This is a genomic window from Stenotrophomonas maltophilia group sp. P373 (assembly GCF_053295075.1).
The window spans coordinates 3767775-3785718 of sequence record NZ_CM129994.1; the positions used below are offsets into that span (position 1 = coordinate 3767775).

General features: G+C 66.4%; 17 protein-coding genes. 6 read left to right on the top strand and 11 right to left on the bottom strand.

Annotated features, from left to right (window positions below; all coding sequences use genetic code 11):
• The first annotated feature begins 75 nt into the window (after positions 1 to 75).
• The 3 genes from ACSYHF_RS17350 to ACSYHF_RS17360 all read left to right on the top strand — a co-directional run bounded on the left by ACSYHF_RS17350 (position 76) and on the right by ACSYHF_RS17360 (position 1240).
• A complete protein-coding gene (locus ACSYHF_RS17350; RefSeq protein WP_095378282.1) occupies positions 76 to 336 on the top strand; it encodes a hypothetical protein in 261 nt (86 codons plus the stop codon).
• A gap of 75 nt (positions 337 to 411) precedes the next feature.
• On the top strand, positions 412 to 747 hold the full coding sequence (locus ACSYHF_RS17355) for a hypothetical protein (protein WP_005411085.1): 336 nt from the start codon (positions 412 to 414) through the stop codon (positions 745 to 747).
• Between the two features lie 70 nt (positions 748 to 817).
• Positions 818 to 1240, top strand: a complete 423-nt coding sequence (locus ACSYHF_RS17360; RefSeq protein ID WP_069139167.1) for a low affinity iron permease family protein — start codon at positions 818 to 820, stop codon at positions 1238 to 1240.
• An 83-nt stretch (positions 1241 to 1323) separates the two neighbouring features.
• On the opposite strand, the gene smeF is transcribed toward ACSYHF_RS17360, so the two are convergent.
• From smeF to smeD, 3 genes are read right to left on the bottom strand one after another with little or no spacing between them, the layout of a single operon-like run.
• Entirely contained in the window at positions 1324 to 2724 is a 1401-nt protein-coding gene (gene smeF / locus ACSYHF_RS17365) for a multidrug efflux RND transporter outer membrane subunit SmeF (RefSeq protein ID WP_119706120.1), read from the bottom strand.
• A 57-nt stretch (positions 2725 to 2781) separates the two neighbouring features.
• Positions 2782 to 5904, bottom strand: a complete 3123-nt coding sequence (smeE, locus tag ACSYHF_RS17370) for a multidrug efflux RND transporter permease subunit SmeE (protein WP_447575851.1) — start codon at positions 5902 to 5904, stop codon at positions 2782 to 2784.
• A gap of 12 nt (positions 5905 to 5916) precedes the next feature.
• On the bottom strand, positions 5917 to 7101 hold the full coding sequence (gene smeD, locus ACSYHF_RS17375; protein ID WP_111128243.1) for a multidrug efflux RND transporter periplasmic adaptor subunit SmeD: 1185 nt from the start codon (positions 7099 to 7101) through the stop codon (positions 5917 to 5919).
• Positions 7102 to 7308: 207 nt separating this feature from the next.
• Here smeD and smeT point away from each other — a divergent pair, with 207 nt between their 5' ends.
• A complete protein-coding gene (gene smeT / locus ACSYHF_RS17380; protein WP_095378278.1) occupies positions 7309 to 7968 on the top strand; it encodes an efflux transporter SmeDEF transcriptional repressor SmeT in 660 nt (219 codons plus the stop codon).
• A gap of 45 nt (positions 7969 to 8013) precedes the next feature.
• Positions 8014 to 9006, top strand: coding sequence for a Gfo/Idh/MocA family protein (locus tag ACSYHF_RS17385; RefSeq protein WP_262232732.1), 993 nt, complete (start codon positions 8014 to 8016; stop codon positions 9004 to 9006).
• Positions 9007 to 9102: 96 nt separating this feature from the next.
• Here the strand turns inward: ACSYHF_RS17385 and hslU are convergent, their stop codons facing one another.
• The 8 genes from hslU to ACSYHF_RS17425 form a co-directional block, all read right to left on the bottom strand.
• Positions 9103 to 10476, bottom strand: a complete 1374-nt coding sequence (hslU, locus tag ACSYHF_RS17390; RefSeq protein WP_262232733.1) for an ATP-dependent protease ATPase subunit HslU — start codon at positions 10474 to 10476, stop codon at positions 9103 to 9105.
• Between the two features lie 102 nt (positions 10477 to 10578).
• Positions 10579 to 11130, bottom strand: a complete 552-nt coding sequence (gene hslV, locus ACSYHF_RS17395; protein ID WP_005411093.1) for an ATP-dependent protease subunit HslV — start codon at positions 11128 to 11130, stop codon at positions 10579 to 10581.
• An 85-nt stretch (positions 11131 to 11215) separates the two neighbouring features.
• Positions 11216 to 12112 carry a tyrosine recombinase XerC gene (xerC, locus tag ACSYHF_RS17400; RefSeq protein ID WP_005419436.1) on the bottom strand — a complete coding sequence of 299 codons (897 nt, stop codon included), beginning with the start codon at positions 12110 to 12112 and terminating at the stop codon, positions 11216 to 11218.
• Between the two features lie 16 nt (positions 12113 to 12128).
• Positions 12129 to 12803: a DUF484 family protein gene (locus ACSYHF_RS17405; RefSeq protein WP_005419445.1), complete on the bottom strand. Its 675-nt coding sequence runs from the start codon at positions 12801 to 12803 to the stop codon at positions 12129 to 12131.
• Positions 12800 to 13651, bottom strand: coding sequence for a diaminopimelate epimerase (gene dapF, locus ACSYHF_RS17410; RefSeq protein ID WP_338167770.1), 852 nt, complete (start codon positions 13649 to 13651; stop codon positions 12800 to 12802). Before dapF ends, ACSYHF_RS17405 begins: the two co-directional genes overlap by 4 nt.
• Positions 13644 to 13916 carry an LPS translocon maturation chaperone LptM gene (lptM, locus tag ACSYHF_RS17415; protein ID WP_065178023.1) on the bottom strand — a complete coding sequence of 91 codons (273 nt, stop codon included), beginning with the start codon at positions 13914 to 13916 and terminating at the stop codon, positions 13644 to 13646. The genes dapF and lptM overlap by 8 nt, the downstream gene beginning before the upstream one ends.
• A gap of 82 nt (positions 13917 to 13998) precedes the next feature.
• Positions 13999 to 14427: a YbaN family protein gene (locus ACSYHF_RS17420; RefSeq protein ID WP_005419450.1), complete on the bottom strand. Its 429-nt coding sequence runs from the start codon at positions 14425 to 14427 to the stop codon at positions 13999 to 14001.
• Positions 14428 to 14481: 54 nt separating this feature from the next.
• Entirely contained in the window at positions 14482 to 16593 is a 2112-nt protein-coding gene (locus ACSYHF_RS17425; protein ID WP_032954542.1) for a S9 family peptidase, read from the bottom strand.
• A gap of 143 nt (positions 16594 to 16736) precedes the next feature.
• Between ACSYHF_RS17425 and ACSYHF_RS17430 the strand changes: the two genes are divergently transcribed.
• On the top strand, positions 16737 to 17930 hold the full coding sequence (locus tag ACSYHF_RS17430; RefSeq protein WP_005419455.1) for a pyridoxal phosphate-dependent aminotransferase: 1194 nt from the start codon (positions 16737 to 16739) through the stop codon (positions 17928 to 17930).
• Positions 17931 to 17944: the final 14 nt, after the last annotated feature.

The following is a 17944-nucleotide window of genomic DNA, read 5'->3' on the forward strand; positions in this document are numbered from 1 at the left end:
CTGCGGTAACACCCCACGCGGCTGACACGCCTACGGTGGGGTCACCGGGGCACCCTTTCCCCGGCGGAGCCAGCCATGTGCGCGCACGCCGTACGCCCTACGACAGACCCGATCCTCGATCCGATCCGCGAACGCTTGCAGCAGCAATATGCGCTGCACCGGCGCGGCGCGCTGTTCTGGACTGCCTATCAGCACATGCAACTGGAGCTGGTCCGCCGCCACCCGCTCGACCAGGAGCGCCTGTGCAATGCGATGGCCGACATGGCCGAGGACCTCGGTGCGGTCGAGCATGCGCAATTGATCGGCAATCGCCACGCCGGCTCCACATCCCGCTGACGCTCCATGCACCGCCACATACGCCACACTCCGATGAACCCCCACTCCCTTTCCACTCAACCGAACTGGATTGTCATGCACGCTGAAGTCCCCACCATTCCTCCGGTCATCAACGTAGACGCCGAGCTTGACCACTGGCGCCGCCAACATGCCGAAGGCGCACTGCCGCACAACTCGTTCGGCTCGTACGTGCCGTGGATCAAGTTCGCCTGTGATTCGCTGATCACCCAGCCGCGCGCCAGCGAGGCCGAACGTGATGAGATGTTCCAGACCCAGTACGCCCTGCAGATCATGCCGCGGCTGAGCGAAGCCCAGGCCCGTGAGTTCGTCGACCGTTGCTGGCAGCACGTCTACCAGAGCAGCCCGGTGCGCAGCCTGCAGGCGCCACGACTGCAGCGCATGCGCGCCTGACCGGCGCTGCACGGCGCCTGCACGGGTCACTGCCGATCATCCTCGTCACCTGAGTGGGAACACGACGACGATGAAAGCGCGCAACCTGTTCAATACGATCGCCAAGAAGGCCGCGACAGCCACCGGCTCACCGTGGACCTTCCTGGCCGCGGTAGGGATCGTGGTGATCTGGGGCATCAGTGGTCCGGTGTTCGGTTTCAACGACACCTGGCAGCTGGTGATCAACACCGGCACCACCATCATCACCTTCCTGATGGTGTTCCTGATCCAGCACACGCAGAACGCGGACACCGCCGCGATGCAGATCAAGCTGGACGAGCTGATCCGGGCGACGGCCGAAGCCAACAACGAACTGCTGGATCTGGAAGAACTGGACGAAGCGCGCCTGGAAGAGATCCGTGCCGAGTACGAGCAGATGGCCCGCGAAGCAGGCGATGCGTTGGCGCGCGTTCGCGCCTGCCATGCGGCGCGGCGCGACGATGAAGCGGTGTAGCGGGCCCCGGAATGACAATGCCGGCCAGCGGCCGGCACTACCAACGATCGTCCAGGTAGAGTCGGCCGCTGGCCGGCTTTCTCTCAGCCGCGCTCGTGCCAGCCACCACCCAGCACCTTGTACAGGGTGATGCGGTTGGCCTGCTGGGCCAACTGCGCCTGCAACTGGGTCTGCTGCGCGTTGTAGGCAGTACGTCGTGCGTCCAGCAGGGTCACGAAGCTGTCCAGGCCGGCGTCGTAGCGTGCCTGCGACAGGCGGTTGGCCTGTTCGGCCGCTTCCACCAGGCGCTGCTGTGAACTCACCTGTTCATCCAGGCTGACATTCAACGCCAGCGCATCGGCGGTTTCGCGGAAGCCCACCTGGATCGACTTCTCGTACTGCGCCAGTGCGACATCACGATCAGCGTTGGCGACGGCCAGGTTGGCGCGCAGCTTGCCGCCCTGGAAGATCGGCAGGGTGATCTTCGGCAGGAAACTCCATACGCGAGTGCCGCTGTCGAACAGGCTGGACAATTCGCTGGAGCCACTGCCAATGCTGCCGGTCAGCGAGATGCTCGGGAAGAACGCAGCACGTGCCGCGCCGATGTTGGCATTGGCGGCCAGCAGCTGGTGTTCGGCGGCCATGATGTCCGGGCGCTGCAGCAGCACATCGCTGGGCAGGCCGGCCGGCGGAGGCGCCAGTGCCAGCAACTGCGGTTCGATGCTGTCCGGCAGCAGTGCCGGGTCCAGCTGGCCACCGGCCAGCAGGGCCAGCGCGTTGCGGTCCTGGGCCAGCTGGCCGCGCAGGCGCGCGGCGTCGGTACGCGCGGTTTCCACCAGCGTGCGGGTCTGGGTCAGTTCCAGTGCCGAGCTGCCACCGCGCTCGTGGCGGGCCTCGGCCAGGCGCAGCGAATCCTCGTAGGTCCTCAGCGTGGCCTCGGCAATCTTCAGCCGCTGGGCATCGGCACCGTAGGTCAGCCACGCCGTCGCTGTCTCGGCCACCAGGCTCAGCTGCGCGTTGCGACGATTGGCAGCTACGGCAAAGTACTGCTGCAGTGCCGCTTCGCTCAGGTTGCGCACGCGGCCGAACAGGTCCAGCTCGAACTCGGCCACGCCGACACCGGCGGTGAACTGCTCGGTGACGCCAGCGTCGGTGCCTTGGCGCTGCATCTGGCCGGTGACGGCCACGCCGGGCACGCGGTCGGCGCGCTGTACGCGGTACTGGCCGCGCGCGCGTTCAACGTTGAGCACGGCCACGCGCAGGTCGCGGTTGTTCTGCAGCGACTGCTCGATCACCTGCTGCAGGCGCGCATCGGTGAAGAAGTCGCGCCAGCCGACGGCGGCGACATCGGCCACCTGGCCCTGTACAGCCTCGGCCGGCCACTGCGCCGGAATTGCCGGAGCGACGGCGGTGTTCTTCGGCACCAGAGTGGAGCAGCCGGCCAGCGCGAGCGCGGCGGCAATGGAAAGGAACAGGGATGCACTTTTCATGGGAATGACTTCCATCGGTACTGCCGGATGGCAGGAGGCAGTGCCGGCCGGCGGCCGGCACTACCGTTTCGATCACGTCGTGGATTTGCGCTTGAACACGCGCTGCACCACTACGAAGAACAGCGGTACGAAGAACACGCCGAGCACGGTGCCGACGATCATGCCGCCGAGCACGCCGGTGCCGATCGCCTGCTTGGCGCCGGAGCCGGCACCGGTGGAGATCGCCAGCGGTACCACGCCCATGCCGAAGGCCAGCGAGGTCATCACGATCGGGCGCAGGCGGTCGCGCACCGCATGCATGATCGCCTCGATCAGGCCCGCGCCCTTCTCCAGGTTTTCCTTGGCGAACTCGACGATCAGGATCGCGTTCTTGCTGGTCAGGCCTACCGTGGTCAGCATCGCCACCTGGAAATAGATGTCGCGCTCCAGGCCCTTGAAGGTATTGGCCAGCACTGCGCCGAGGATACCCAGCGGGGCCGCCAGCAGCACCGCCGTCGGCACGCTCCAGCTTTCGTACATCGCGGCCAGGCACAGGAACACGATCATCAGCGACAGCGTGTACAGCAACGGCGTCTGCGAGCCCGCCTGACGTTCCTGGTAGGACATCGCCGTCCACTCGATGCCGAAGCCCGCAGGCAGCTGCTTGGCCAGTTGCTCGATCTCGGCCATGGCATCGCCAGAGGCAATACCCGGGGCCGGTTCGCCCTGGATTTCCATCGCCGACACACCGTTGTAGCGCTCCAGGCGCGGCGAACCGTAATCCCAGTGCTTGGTGGCGAACGCGCTGAACGGCACCATCTCGCCCTTGTCGTTCTTCACAGACCAGAGGTCGAAGTCCTCCGGGACCATGCGGAACGGCTGGTCGGCCTGCACGAACACGCGCTTGACGCGGCCACGATCGACGAAATCGTCGATGTACGAGCTGCCCCAGGCAGCGGCCAGCGTGCCGTTGATCTGGTCGATCGACAGCCCCAGCGAGGTCGCCTTGGCCGCGTCGATGTCGATGCGGAACTGCGGCGTGTCTTCCTGGCCGTTCGGGCGCACGTTGGCCAGCTTCTTGCTGCCGGCTGCCAGGCCGAGCAGCTGGTTGCGCGCGGCCACCAGTGCCTCGTGGCCCTGGCCACTGTTGTCCTTGAGGAAGAAGGTGTAGCCCGAGGCGGTACCCAGTTCCGGAATGGCCGGCGGCGGGAAGGCGAAGATGAAAGCATCCTTGATCTGGCCCAGGGCTGCCATCGCACGACCGGTGATCGGCATCACGCCATTGTTGGCGTCACGCTCGCTCCAGTCCTTCAGCTTGACGAACGCCATGCCGGCGTTCTGGCCCATGCCGGCGAAGCTGAAGCCCTGCACGGAGAACACCGAATCCACCGCATCCTTCTCGTTCTGCAGGAAGTGATTCTCCAATGCCGCGATCGATTCCAGCGTGCGCTCCTGGGTGGCGCCGACCGGGGCCTGCACCAGCGCCATCAGCACGCCCTGGTCTTCGTTGGGCAGGAACGAGCTGGGCAGGCGCACGAACAGCACGCCCATCAGCACGAACAGTGCCGCCACGATGCCCATGAAGCGCCACGGACGATGGATGATGCCGCGCACACCACGCTGGTAACTTTCGCTGGTGCGGTCGAAGCCGCGGTTGAAACCGTTGAAGAAGCGACCGGCCAGGCCGCGGTGGGAAACATGATGCTCGCCCTTCTTCAACGGCTTGAGCATGGTCGCGCACAGTGCCGGGGTCAGCACGATCGCCACCAGTACCGACAACGCCATTGCAGAGACAATCGTGGCCGAGAACTGCCGGTAGATCACGCCGGTGGATCCGCTCATGAAGGCCATCGGCACGAACACCGCCGACAGCACCAGGCCGATACCCACCAGCGCACCGGTGATCTGGCCCATCGACTTGCGGGTCGCTTCAAGCGGCGACAGTCCTTCCTCGGACATGATGCGCTCGACGTTCTCCACCACCACGATGGCATCGTCCACCAGCAGGCCGATCGCCAGCACCATCGCGAACATGGTCAGCATGTTCACCGAGAAGCCCAGCATCGCCAGCACGCCGAAGGTACCCAGCAGCACCACCGGCACGGCGATGGTCGGGATCAGGGTGGCACGGAAGTTCTGCAGGAACAGGTACATCACCACGAACACCAGCACGATCGCTTCGAGCAGGGTCTGCACCACGCCCTTGATCGACACGCGCACGAACGGCGTGGTGTCGTACGGGATCTCGGCCTTCAGCCCGGCCGGGAAGAAGCTCTTCATGTCGTCCAGCGCAGCATCCACGCCGGCAGCGGTATCCAGCGCATTGGCGCCGGTGGCCAGGGTGACCGCCAGGCCGCTGGCCGGCTGGCCGTTGTAGCGGGTGACGAAGTCGTAGGACTCGGCACCCAGTTCGACGCGGGCGACATCCCCCAGGCGCAGCTCGGCACCGTCCTGCGCGCCGCGCACGATGATGTTGCGGAACTGTTCCGGGGTCTGCAGGCGCGACTGCGCGTTGATGGTGGCGTTGAGCTGCTGGCCCTTCACCGACGGCGCACCGCCGAGCTGGCCGATCGCCACCTGGGCATTCTGCGCCTTGATCGCCGCAGTCACTTCCGCGACGGACAGGCCATAGGTATGCAGCTTGTTCGGGTCCAGCCAGATGCGCATGGCGTACTTGCCACCGAATACCTGGATGTTGCCCACGCCCGGCACGCGGCTGAGGCGGTCGACGACATTGGAACCGACGTAGTCGGCGATGTCGTTGGCGTCCATGCTGCCGTTCTCGGACACGAACGCGATGACGTTCAGGAAGCCCGAGCTGGACTTGGCCACGTTGATGCCCTGCCGCTGCACTTCCTGCGGCAGCAGCGGCATGGCCAGCTGCAGCTTGTTCTGCACCTGCACCTGGGCGATGTCCGGGTTGGTGCCGCTCTCGAAGGTCAGGGTGATGGTGGCCTGGCCGTTGGACGAGCTGTTGGAGGAGAAGTAGATCAGGCCATCAAGGCCCTTCATGTTCTGCTCGATGATCTGCGTCACCGAGTCTTCGACCACCTTGGCCGATGCACCCGGGTAAGTGGCGCTGATTTCCACCGCCGGCGGTGCGACGTTGGGGTACATCGAGACCGGCAGCTTGAACAGGGCCAGGCCGCCGGCGAGCATGATGATGATGGCGATCACCCACGCGAAGATGGGTCGATCGATGAAAAAGCGTGCCATGGGGTTCTCCGCTTACTTCGCGTCGCCGGCCGGGGCGGCAGGCTGGGCATCGGCCGCCGGCTTGGCCGGTGCGTCGCCCTTTTCGGTGGCCTTGACTGGCATGCCGGGGCCGATCTTCTGCAGGCCTTCGATGATGACCTTGTCACCGGCCTTCAGGCCGTCCTCGACCAGCCACTTGTCGCCGACCGTGCGACTGACCTTGACCGGGCGCACTTCGACCTTGTTGTCCTTGCCGACCACCATCGCCGTGGTGTCGCCCTTCGGATCGCGGGCGATGCCCTGCATCGGCACCAGCACTGCATCACTGCGCACGCCGCCGCCGATCACCGCACGCACGTACATGCCCGGCATCAGCAGGCCGTCCGGGTTGTCCACCTTCACGCGCAGGCCGAAGCTGCCGGTGGTCGGATCGACGCTGACTTCGGAGAACTCCAGCGTACCCTTGTGCTCGAAGGTGCTGCCGTCTTCCATCAGGATGCTGACCGGCAGGGTCTGGTTGTCCTGCAGGCGGCCGGCGGCCAGTTCGCGGCGCAGCTGCAGCAGCTCGGCCGAAGACTGGGTCAGGTCGACATAGATCGGGTCCAGCTGCTGCACGGTAGCCAGTGCATTGGCCTGGCCGGCGCTGACCAGCGCACCCTGGGTGACGCTGGACTTGCCGATGCGGCCGCTGATCGGCGCGGTGATGCGGGCGTAGCCCAGGGTGACGTTGGCCGCATCCAACGATGCCTTCGCGGCGCCGACATCCGCCTCGGCCTGCTTCTGCGCGGCCACGGCATTTTCCAGGTCCTGCTGGCTGACCGCATCGACCTTGGCCAGCTCGGTGATGCGCTTGGCGCTCAGCCGGGCGGCGTTGGCGGTGGCCTCGGCGCGGGCCAGCTGGGCGCGGGCACTGTTGGCCTGGGCGCGGTAGCTGGCGTCTTCGATCTGGTACAGCGGCTCGCCGGCCTTGACCATGCCACCTTCGGTGAACAGGCGCTTGGCAACGATGCCATTGACCTGCGGGCGCACTTCGGCGACCAGGTAGGCGTTGGTACGGCCCGGCAGTTCGCGGGTCAGGCCCACGGTCTCGGACTTCAGCGTGACCACAGTGACGTCACCCGGGCCCTGCTCGGGGGCCTGGGGTTGGCCGCCGCAGGCAGCCACGGTCGCGGCGATCGCCAGCGACAGTGCAAAGGGTCGGATTCGGCTCAGCAACATGACGGAAAGGCTCTTAGGGGAAGGAATCTCAAATCGCGCTGATACAGGCCGAAAGCGCCAGCAGGCAACGCTCACCAGCGGGGAGTGGTAACCGGACCGGCCTGCCACGCACACGACGGGAATGATGGGAGCGAAATATACATACATGCTTGTTTGTTTGTAAACCGGTACAATTCAGCCACGTTTCACCCGCACTCGTACCCATCCATGGCCCGCAAGACCAAAGAGGACACCCAGGCAACCCGGGAAGGCATCCTTGACGCCGCCGAAGCCTGCTTCCATGAACACGGCGTGGCCCGTACCACGCTGGAGATGATCGGTGCCCGCGCCGGCTATACCCGCGGTGCGGTCTACTGGCACTTCAAGAACAAGAGCGAGGTGCTGGCCGCGATCGTCGAACGCGTGCATCTGCCTTTCATGCAGGAGCTGGAGCGCACCTCGACCGACCAGCGCGACACGCCGGTGCACGACCTGCGCGCGGTGATGATCCACTCGTTCATCGAACTGTCCGAGGACGAGCGACTGCGCAAGACCATGGAGATCATGCTGCGCAGCGATGCCTCGGCCGACACCAAGGTGCTGACCGAACTGCAGCAGGCCGGTTTCCGCGATGGACTGGACCGGATGGAACGTGCCCTGCGCCGGGCAAAGGACCTGGGCCAGCTGCGCGAGGGTGCAGACCCGAAGATCGCCGCACGCATGCTGCACGCCACCGTGCTGGGCGTACTGCACGGTGCGATGGTCGAACCGGAACTGATGGACCTCAAGCGCGATGGCATGCTCGCACTGGACATGACCCTGGCCGCCTACGTAAAGGACGGCGTGTTCGTTCCCGGCACCGTGCCCGAGCCGCTGCCCGAGGCATGAGCGGGTTCACTGCCGCCACCGCAGCCCCACTGTGAGGACAGACCCATGATCCTGGACAACGTGGTGTGGGGCTTCATCGGCTGCGGCAGCGTCACCGAGAAGAAGAGCGGCCCCGCCCTGGCCAGCACACCGGGCTCACGGGTGGCGGCGGTCATGCGCCGCAATGCCGCATTGGCCGAAGACTATGCGCGGCGCCACGCGGTGCCACGCTGGTACACGGATGCCGACGCGCTGATCGGCGATCCGGACGTGAACGCGGTGTACGTTGCAACACCGCCCTCCACGCACATGCAGTACGCATTGCAGGCGATTGCGGCGGGCAAGCCGGTCTATATCGAGAAACCCATGGCCCTGGACCTCGCCGAATGCGAGCGCATCCTGGAAGCCAGTGCACGCCGTGGCGTGCCCGTGTTCGTCGCCTACTACCGCCGCGCCCTGCCCCGATTCGCGCAGGTGAAGCAGCTGCTGGACAGCGGCGCGATCGGTACACCGCGCAGCGTTCGCGCCACCCTGCATCGGCCGCATTCGGTGAACGCCGCATCGCCGGACTTCTGGCGGACCAATCCCGCAATCTCCGGCGGCGGGCTGTTCGTCGATCTGGGCTCGCACACCCTGGACCTGCTCGATCATCTACTGGGGCCGCTGAGCGATGTGCGCGGCCTGGCCAGTTCATTGGCCGGCGCTTATGCCGCCGAGGACAGCGTTTCGATGTGCTTCCGCACTGGAGCGGGCGCGCACGGCATCGCGCAATGGAGCTTCTGCGCGTTCCGCCGCCAGGATGAGGTCGAGATCACCGGCGACCGCGGCCAGCTGCGCTTTGCGACCTTCGAGGATGTTCCGGTGGTGCTGGAGACCGGAGCCGGTGTGCAGGCCTTCGACATTCCCAACCCGTCGTCGATCCAGCAACCTTTGATTGCCTCTCTCGTGGATGAACTGCGCGGCAACGGGCACTCGCCCTCGGACGGCATCAGCGCCGCCCGCACCAGTGCGGTGATCGATCAGGTACTGCAGGCCTACCGCACGCGGCAATCGCGCTGACCGCCAACGCAAAAAGCCGCCTTTCGGCGGCCTTTTCTGTTGCAGCGGATGGCGTCAGGGCCCTCGCCGTGGCGAGGGATCCGACCGGATCGGGCGTTACAGGATGTAGCGGCTCAGGTCCGGGTCCTGCACCAGCTCACCCAGGTGTGCATCGACGTAGGCGCTGTCGATGGCCAGGGTTTCGCCATCGCGGTCCGGTGCCTCGTAGCTGAGCGAATCCAGCAGGCGCTCCAGCACCGTATGCAGGCGGCGCGCGCCGATGTTTTCCTGGCGCTCGTTCACCTGGAAGGCGATCTCGGCCAGGCGTTCGATGGCATCGGCGGTGAAACTGACCTTGACGCCCTCGGTGGCCAGCAACGCTTCGTACTGCTTGGTCAGCGCAGCCTTCGGCTCGGTCAGGATACGCACGAAATCACCCTTGCTCAGCGCACCCAGTTCGACGCGGATCGGGAAGCGGCCCTGCAGCTCCGGAATGAGGTCGCTGGGCTTGGCCAGGTGGAACGCGCCCGACGCGATGAACAGGATATGGTCGGTCTTGATCGTGCCGTACTTGGTGGACACGTTCGAGCCTTCCACCAGCGGCAGCAGGTCGCGCTGCACGCCTTCGCGGGAGACATCGCCACCGCCCACGTTGTCGCCGCGCTTGGCAACCTTGTCGATCTCGTCGATGAAGACGATGCCGTGCTGCTCGCAGGCCTCGATTGCGGCGGTACGGATGTCATCCTCGTTGACCAGCTTGCCAGCTTCTTCCTCGATCAGCAGCGGGCGCGCAGCCTTGATGGTCAGCGTGCGCTTGTGCGCCTTCGCGCCGCCGCCGAGGTTGGCGAACATCGACTTCAGCTGCTGGCCCATTTCCTCCATGCCCGGCGGGGTCATGATGTCCATGCTGACGTTGGCGGCCAGGTCGAGCTCGATCTCACGCTCGTCCAGCTCACCGTTGCGCAGCATCTTGCGGAACTTGATGCGGGTCTCGTTGTCCTGCGCCGACGGTTCGTTGCGGGCGACTTCAGGATCGAAACCGATGCCGCCGCTACGACGCGGCAGCAGCGCATCGAGGATGCGGTCTTCGGCGCGTTCTTCGGCCTGGGTACGCACGCGCACCTTGGCCTGTTCGCGATAGAGCTTGACCGCGGTGTCGGCCAGGTCACGGATGATCTGCTCGACGTCCTTGCCGACGTAGCCCACTTCGGTGAAGCGGGTGGCTTCGACCTTCACGAACGGTGCGTTGGCCAGCGTGGCCAGGCGGCGCGCGATCTCGGTCTTGCCGACACCGGTCGGGCCGATCATCAGGATGTTCTTCGGCATCACTTCATTGCGCAGCTCCGCCGGCAGCTGCATGCGGCGCCAGCGGTTGCGCAGGGCGATGGCCACCGCGCGCTTGGCGTCGTGCTGGCCCACGATATGCCGGTCCAGTTCCTGCACGATCTCGCGCGGGGTCATGGTGGCGGAGGAAACTTCGATCTTCGGCATGGTTGTGCTCACGGATTCATTGTCGGTAGTGCCGGCCGCTGGCCGGCAACCAGGCACGCGTGCGGGGGACATGAGGTTGCCGGCCAGCAGCCGGCACGACCCTCACAGCTCCTCGACCACCACGTTGCGGTTGGTGTAGATGCAGATGTCGCCGGCAATGCCGATCGCTTCACTGGCGATGGTGCGTGCATCCAGCTCGGTGTGCGCCATCAGCGCCCGCGCAGCCGAAAGGGCGTACGAACCACCGGAGCCGATGGCGATGATGCCGTCCTCCGGCTCGATCACATCACCGGTGCCGCTGATGATCAGCGAGGTTTCCTTGTCAGCCACTGCCAGCAGGGCTTCGAGCTTGCCCAGGCGGCGCTCGGTGCGCCAATCCTTGGCCAGCTCGACCGCGGCGCGCTGCAGCTGGCCGTGCTTTTCCAGCTTGGCCTCGAACAGCTCGAACAGGGTGAAGGCATCGGCGGCGGCACCGGCAAAGCCGGCCAGCACCTGGCCGTCGCGGCCAAGGCGGCGCACCTTGCGCGCGTTGCCCTTCATCACGGTGTGGCCCAGCGTGACCTGGCCGTCGCCGGCAATGGCCACGTGCTCGCCGCGACGGACGCAGACGATGGTGGTGGCGTGGAAAACGTTGGGGTTCTGACTGGGGTCCATGATGCCTCCGGGGTGACAGAACCAGAGGTGGGGACTGCGCTGCGCCCTTCAAGCCACCCGCGACCGGCTGACGCAGGGCCAACGTTCAGCTTTCTCCGCTGCCCTCGGTGCTGCGTCGACGCTTGGCGCGCGGATGCGCGGCGTCATAGACCTTGGCCAGGTGCTGGAAATCGAGGTGGGTATAGATCTGCGTGGTGGCGATGTCGGCATGGCCCAGCAGCTCCTGCACACCACGCAGGTCGCCGGACGATTCCAGGATGTGGCTGGCGAAACTGTGCCGCAGCATGTGCGGGTGCACCTGCTTGAACAGGCCCTGGCGCTGCGCCAGCTGGCGGATGCGGATCTGCACCGCACGCTGGCTGATTGGCCCGTTGCGACCGGGGAACACCGGCGATGCCGGACCACCGCCACTTTCCGCGCGCCACGCCTGCAGTGCTTCGCGTGCCGGCCGCCCGAACGGCACGCGGCGCTGGCGGTTGCCCTTGCCCAGCACGTTGACCAGCCCGCTGTCGAAATCCAGGTCGCGCCAGGTCAGCGCACAGACTTCGCTCAGACGCAGGCCGGAGGAATAGAACAGTTCCAGCAGCGCGCGGTCACGGCGGCCGAGCTCACCTTCCGGCTCCAGCTCGACCAGCTGCACCGCCTCATCGGCGTCGAGGACCTGTGGCAACCGGCGTGGCGCGCGCGGTGCCTTCAGCGTCGCTGCCGGACTGACCTCGATGTGCGCGTGCTTGAGCAGCCAGGCATAGAAGCTGCGGCAGGCCGACAGGCGGCGTTGCAGGCTCTTGGCCGACAGGCCGCGGCGATGCTCGTCGGCGACGAACTGGCGCAACGCATCGGCATCGAGCGCCTCCACCGCTACGCCACGCGGTTCGGCCCAGACCGCTAGCGCGTCCAGGTCGCGGCGGTAGGCGTCAAGCGTATGCGCCGACATCCGCCGCTCCACCTGCAGATGCTGCAGGAAGGCCTGTACCGCGCTCATCGTCGTCCGGTCCTGCTTAGTCGTGGAAGCGCTTCAGGCCAGTGGCCAGGGCGTCGCCCATCATGCGCAGGAACAGCGTACCCATGCCCGGGTAGAAGCGGTTCGGGTCGTGGCTGCCGACTGCGATCAGGCCGACGCCCGGCAACGGCAGCAGCGCGGTGGTCTGCACTTCCTCGCTGCGCACGCCGTACAGGACGGCATTCTTTTCCGGCTGCAGGCGGCCGCAGATCGGCTCGCCGTCGTTCAGGCAATCGCGGAACGGGCCCAGTTGCGGATCATCGGCAGCAATCACCTGCAGCCAGTCGGCCTGTTCCAGCCCGGCCACCGGCGCATGCACCACCAGCCGCACCAGGTCGCCGGCGAAGTCTTCCTGCAGCGATGCGGCCATCGCGCGCAGGGTATCGGCCGCGTTGTCCTGCTTCATCAGTGCCAGGGTCAGCTGGTGCGTGCGCACCGCAAGGCGTTCATTGACCTGGGCGGTGGCGCCCAGATCGGCCAACCGTCGTGCCAGCTCGCGGTTCTTCTCGCGCAGCACTTCCAGCTGGTAGCTGGCCAGCGATGCGGTCGGGCCGTCATCGCGCGGCACCACCAGGGTCAGGGCCAGGTCCGGGAACTGCTTGAGGAAGCCCGGATGTCGCCGCAACCAGGCGGCGACTTCATGGGCCCCGAGCTTGTCGACGGTTTCGGTCATGCCATCCACTCCCCTTCGAAGACGAATGCGGTCGGGCCCGCCATCACCACCGGCTGGCCATCGCCCGGCCACTGGATGCGCAGGTCACCTCCGGGCAGGCTGATGCGCGCATCGCGCTGCAGGCGGCCGCGCTGCATCAGGGTCACGGCGGCGGCGCAGGCGCCGCTGCCGCAGGCCAGGGTCTCGCCGACACCGCGCTCGAACACGCGCAGGCGGGCGTGGGCCGGGCTCATCACCTGGGCGAAGCCCACGTTCACCGAGCGCGGGAACGACGCGTGCTGCTGCAGCAGCGAACCCACGCGTTCAACCGGAGCGGCATCGATCAAGCCCACTTCGATCACCGCATGCGGGTTGCCCATCGACACCGCAGCAAAGCGGACGCTATCGCCCTGCAGCGGCAGCAGGTATTCCTCGCGCGGGTGGGCGAAGCCCATCAGCGGCACGTTGGCCGGCTCGAAGGCAGGCACGCCCATCGTCACCGCAAACTGCCCTTCACCCAGCACCTTTACCTCATGGCTGGCCAGCGGGCTGTCGATGACGAATGCATCGCCCTGCGCGCTGCCTTCGCGCACCAGCCAGGCCGCGATGCAGCGCGCGCCATTGCCGCACTGCTCGGAATTGGAACCGTCGGCGTTCCAGATGCGGTACGAGGCCACCGAGCCTTCCGCACGTGGCGCCTCGATGGTCAGGATCTGATCGCAGCCGACGCCGGTGTGGCGGTCGGCCAGGCGCGCGGCCAGTTCAGGCGTGGGCGGCGCAGTACCGTCACGCAGGTCGATCACCACGAAGTCATTGCCCGCGCCATGCATCTTGCTGAAGCGCAAGGCCCTGGAACCGGCCTTACTCATTCCCGCTGCCCGCCTTCTTCGCTGGCGCGGGTGCCGGCTGAGTGGTCGTTGCAGCCGGGTCGACGGTCGTGGTGGGGGCAACGGCGCCCTGGGCCTCCGCCGGGGTCGCCTCGGTGGCGGGCTCGGCAGCGGGTTCGACGGTTTCCTCCACCGGCACCGGCTTCTGCGGCAGTACCAGCGGGCCCTTGTTGCCGCAGGCGGCGAGGAGCAGCAGCGAGGCCGCTGCCAGCGGAATCAGGATGGCGTTTCGATGGGGGATCTTCATGCCCCGAGTATAGCCATTGGCGGCTGAGCGGTTGGTGCAGGGAATCGGGTTGCCGGCCAGCGGCCGGCACTACCGCCGGCACTCAATCTGCGGGCGGTGGCGGCAACGGCCGCGTCCAGAGCCAGATTGCGACCACGGTCATGCTGCCGATCGAGAACCACTTCACCCAGGCGATCGGCACGCACCACAGCATGATGGCGGCGCACACCGCCATGGTGATCGTGGCCATCCACTTGCCATAGCGGCTGACCGCCCCGTGTGCCTGCCAGTTGGCGATGGCCGGGCCGAAGCGCGGGTGCTGCAGCAGCCAGGTGTGCAGGCGTTCGGACCCACGTGATGCAGCCCACGCCGAGATCAGGATGAATACGGTGGTCGGAAGGCCCGGCACGAAGATGCCGACGATGCCGGTGCCCAGGCTGACATAGGCCAGCAGCCACCACGCCCAGCGGAAACGCACCACGCGCGGTGGCGTGGCGGTATCGCGGGATGCGGAGGGCTCGGGCAGGCTCATGGCCGCAAGGATAACGGTTCGGGGTGCCCGGCAACGCCCGGCCCCCCTTCGCCGTTACGGCTGGGCGATGCCCAGCTGCTGCAGCACGAACGCGTACGACTCGGACAGCTCGCGGTAGCGCTGGAAGCGCCCCGACTTGCCGCCGTGGCCGGCTTCCATGTTGGTGCGGAACAGGATCGGGTAGGGGCCGGTGTTGTGATCACGCAGCTTGGCCACCCACTTGGCCGGCTCCCAGTACTGCACCTGCGAATCCCACAGGCCGGTACCCACGAACAGCGCCGGGTACGCCTGCTGCTTCACATTGTCGTAGGGCGAGTAGGACAGCATGTAGTCGTAATACGGCTTCTGCTCCGGGTTGCCCCACTCATCGTATTCGTTGGTGGTCAGCGGAATGGTCGGGTCGAGCATGGTGGTGACCACGTCGACGAACGGGACCTGCGCCACCATCACCCGGTAATCCTGCGGGGCCTGATTGGCCACCGCGCCCATCAGCAGGCCACCGGCGCTGCCGCCGGACGCAGCGACGCGATCCTTCGCCGCCCAGCCCTGTGCGACCAGGCCGCGGGTGACGTCGATGAAGTCGTTGAAGGTGTTCTGCTTGTGCAGCAGCTTGCCGTTCTCGTACCAGTCGCGGCCCATTTCCTGGCCACCGCGGATATGGGCAATGGCATACACCACGCCGCGGTCGAGCAGGCTCACCGCGGTCTGGTTGAAGTACGGGTCCATCGACATCCCGTAGCTGCCATAGGCGTACTGGAACAGTGCGCCCTTTCCATCCTTCTGGTAGCCCTTGCGGTAGACCAGCGACACCGGCACCTTCACCCCATCGCGCGCGGTGATCCAGACGCGGTCGGTTTCGTACTTCGAGGCGTCATAGCCGATCACCGGCTGCACCTTCAGTTGGCGGCGCTCACCGGTGGCGGTGTTCAGTTCGAACACGGTGGTCGGGGTGGTCATCGAGGTGTAGACGTAGCGCAGCCACGGCGTATCGGCCTCGGTGTTGTCGCCCAGGCCCATCGAGTACGCCGGCTCATCAGCCTTCACGTAGTCGCTGCGGCCGTCCTTGTACAGCAGGCGGATGCGCTCCAGGCCCTCGGAACGTTCGGCGATGGCGGTGTAGCTGTCGAACAGCTCGAAGCCTTCGATGAACACCGCATCGTCATGCGCAATCCAGTCCTTCCACTGCGCACGCGAGGTGGCATCGGTCGGTGCGGTGACCAGCTTGAAATTCTTCGCACCGTCGTTGGTGCGGATCACCCAGCGGCCGTCGTAGTGGTCGGCGTCGTACTCGACGTCACGCTGGCGCGGGGCCAGCACGGTGAAGGTGGTCGGATCGCTGGCCGGTGCGTAGCGCTCTTCCGAGGACACGGTGCTGTGCACGCCGATGGTGATGAAGCGATCGTCGCGGGTGCGGCCGATGCCCATGTAGAAGCTGTCGTCCTTCTCTTCGTAGACGACGGTGTCGGCGCTGGCTGGAGTGCCCAGCACGTGCCTCTTCACGCGCACGGTGAGCAGCGTTTCCGGATCGTTCTCGACATACAGCACGGTGCGGTTGTCGTCGGCCCAGACCAGGTCGCCGGAGCTGCCGGTGATCACATCGGGCAGCACCTTGCCGGTGGTCAGATCCTTGAAGCGGATCGTGTACTGGCGGCGGCCGACATCATCATCGGCCCAGGCCAGCAACTGGTTGTCCTGGCTGACCTCCATCGAGCCGACGCTGAAGTAGCCCTTGCCGGCAGCCATCGTATTGACGTCCAGCAGGATTTCCTCGGCGGCCTCCATGCTGCCCTTGCGGCGTGCGTGGATGGGGTAGTCCTGGCCGGTCTCGAAACGGCTGTAGTACCAGTAGCCACGCTCGCGCGCAGGCACGCTGGAATCGTCCTGCTTGATGCGGCCGACGATCTCCTTGTACAGGGTGTCTTCCAGTGGCTTCAGCGGTGCCAGCAGCTGGTCGGCGTAGGCATTCTCGGCCTGCAGGTAGGCCAGCATGTCCTTGTTCTCGCGCTTGTCGTCGCGCAGCCAGTAATAGTCATCGTTGCGGGTCGCGCCGAACGGCGCCTTGACCACGTGCGGATGCCTGGCGGCGTCCGGCGGAACGGGCGGAGTGGCGGCGGTAGCAGTCGTGGTCATCAGGCTGGCGAGCAACAGGCAGAGGGTGGACTTCATGAAGTAGGGTTCCTGGCGCATCAATGCAATGGTCTTCGGCGGGGTCAGATCCCTTTTCCCGAAAAGCGATCTGACCCCAATCCCCGCAATGCGGCAACCCTGCGGATCGTCATGGGCCATGCCGGCCGGCGTACCATGGGCACATGAGTACCCTGCCCCACACGCCGGGCTACAGCCGGCGCAGCCATGAAATCGCCCCGTTCCATGTGATGTCCCTGCTGGCCCGCGCGCAGGCACTGGAACAGGCCGGCCACGATGTGATCCACCTGGAAATCGGCGAACCGGACTTCACTACGGCCGAACCGGTCGTGCGGGCCGGCCAGGCCGCACTGGCCGCCGGCCATACCCGCTACACCGCCGCACGTGGCCTGCCGGCCCTGCGCCAGGCGATCAGCGGTTTCTATCGCAGCCACTACGGTCTGGACATCGATCCTGAACGCATCCTGGTCACCCCGGGTGGGTCCGGTGCGCTGCTGCTGGCCAGCAGCCTGCTGGTCGATCCCGGCCGCCACTGGCTGCTGGCCGACCCCGGCTACCCCTGCAACCGCCACTTCCTGCGCCTGGTGGAAGGCGGTGCGCAACTGGTACCGGTCGGGCCGGAGACCACCTATCAGCTGACCCCGTCGCTGGTGGAACAGCACTGGAATGCCGACAGCGTCGGCGCGCTGGTCGCCTCGCCGGCCAACCCGACCGGCACCGTGCTTTCCGCCGCCGAGCTGGCGGCATTGTCGAAGACCCTGCACGCGCGCGGTGGTCACCTGGTGGTGGACGAGATCTACCACGGCCTGACCTATGGCCTGGATGCGCCCAGCGTGCTGCAGGTGGATGACAGCGCGTTCGTGCTGAACAGCTTCTCCAAGTATTTCGGCATGACCGGCTGGCGGCTGGGCTGGCTGGTGGCGCCGCCGTCCGCAGTACCGGATCTGGAGAAGCTGGCGCAGAACCTGTACATCAGCGCCTCGAGCATCGCCCAGCATGCCGCCCTCGCCTGTTTCAGCGAGGAATCGATGGCGATCTTCGAACAGCGCCGCGACGCGTTCCGCCAGCGTCGCGACTTCCTGCTGCCCGCACTGCGTGAGCTGGGCTTCCGTATCGAAGTCGAGCCACAGGGCGCGTTCTACCTGTACGCCGACGTCAGCGCGTTCACCGACGACGCGCAGGCATTCTGCGCGCATTTCCTGGAAACCGAGCACGTGGCGTTCACCCCGGGCCTGGATTTCGGCTTCCATCGTGCCAACCAGCACGTGCGCCTGGCCTATACCCAGGAGGTACCGCGATTGCAGGAGGCGGTGGCGCGGATTGCGCGCGGATTGAAGCGTTGGCAGGGACCACGTTGACGGTAGTGCCGGCC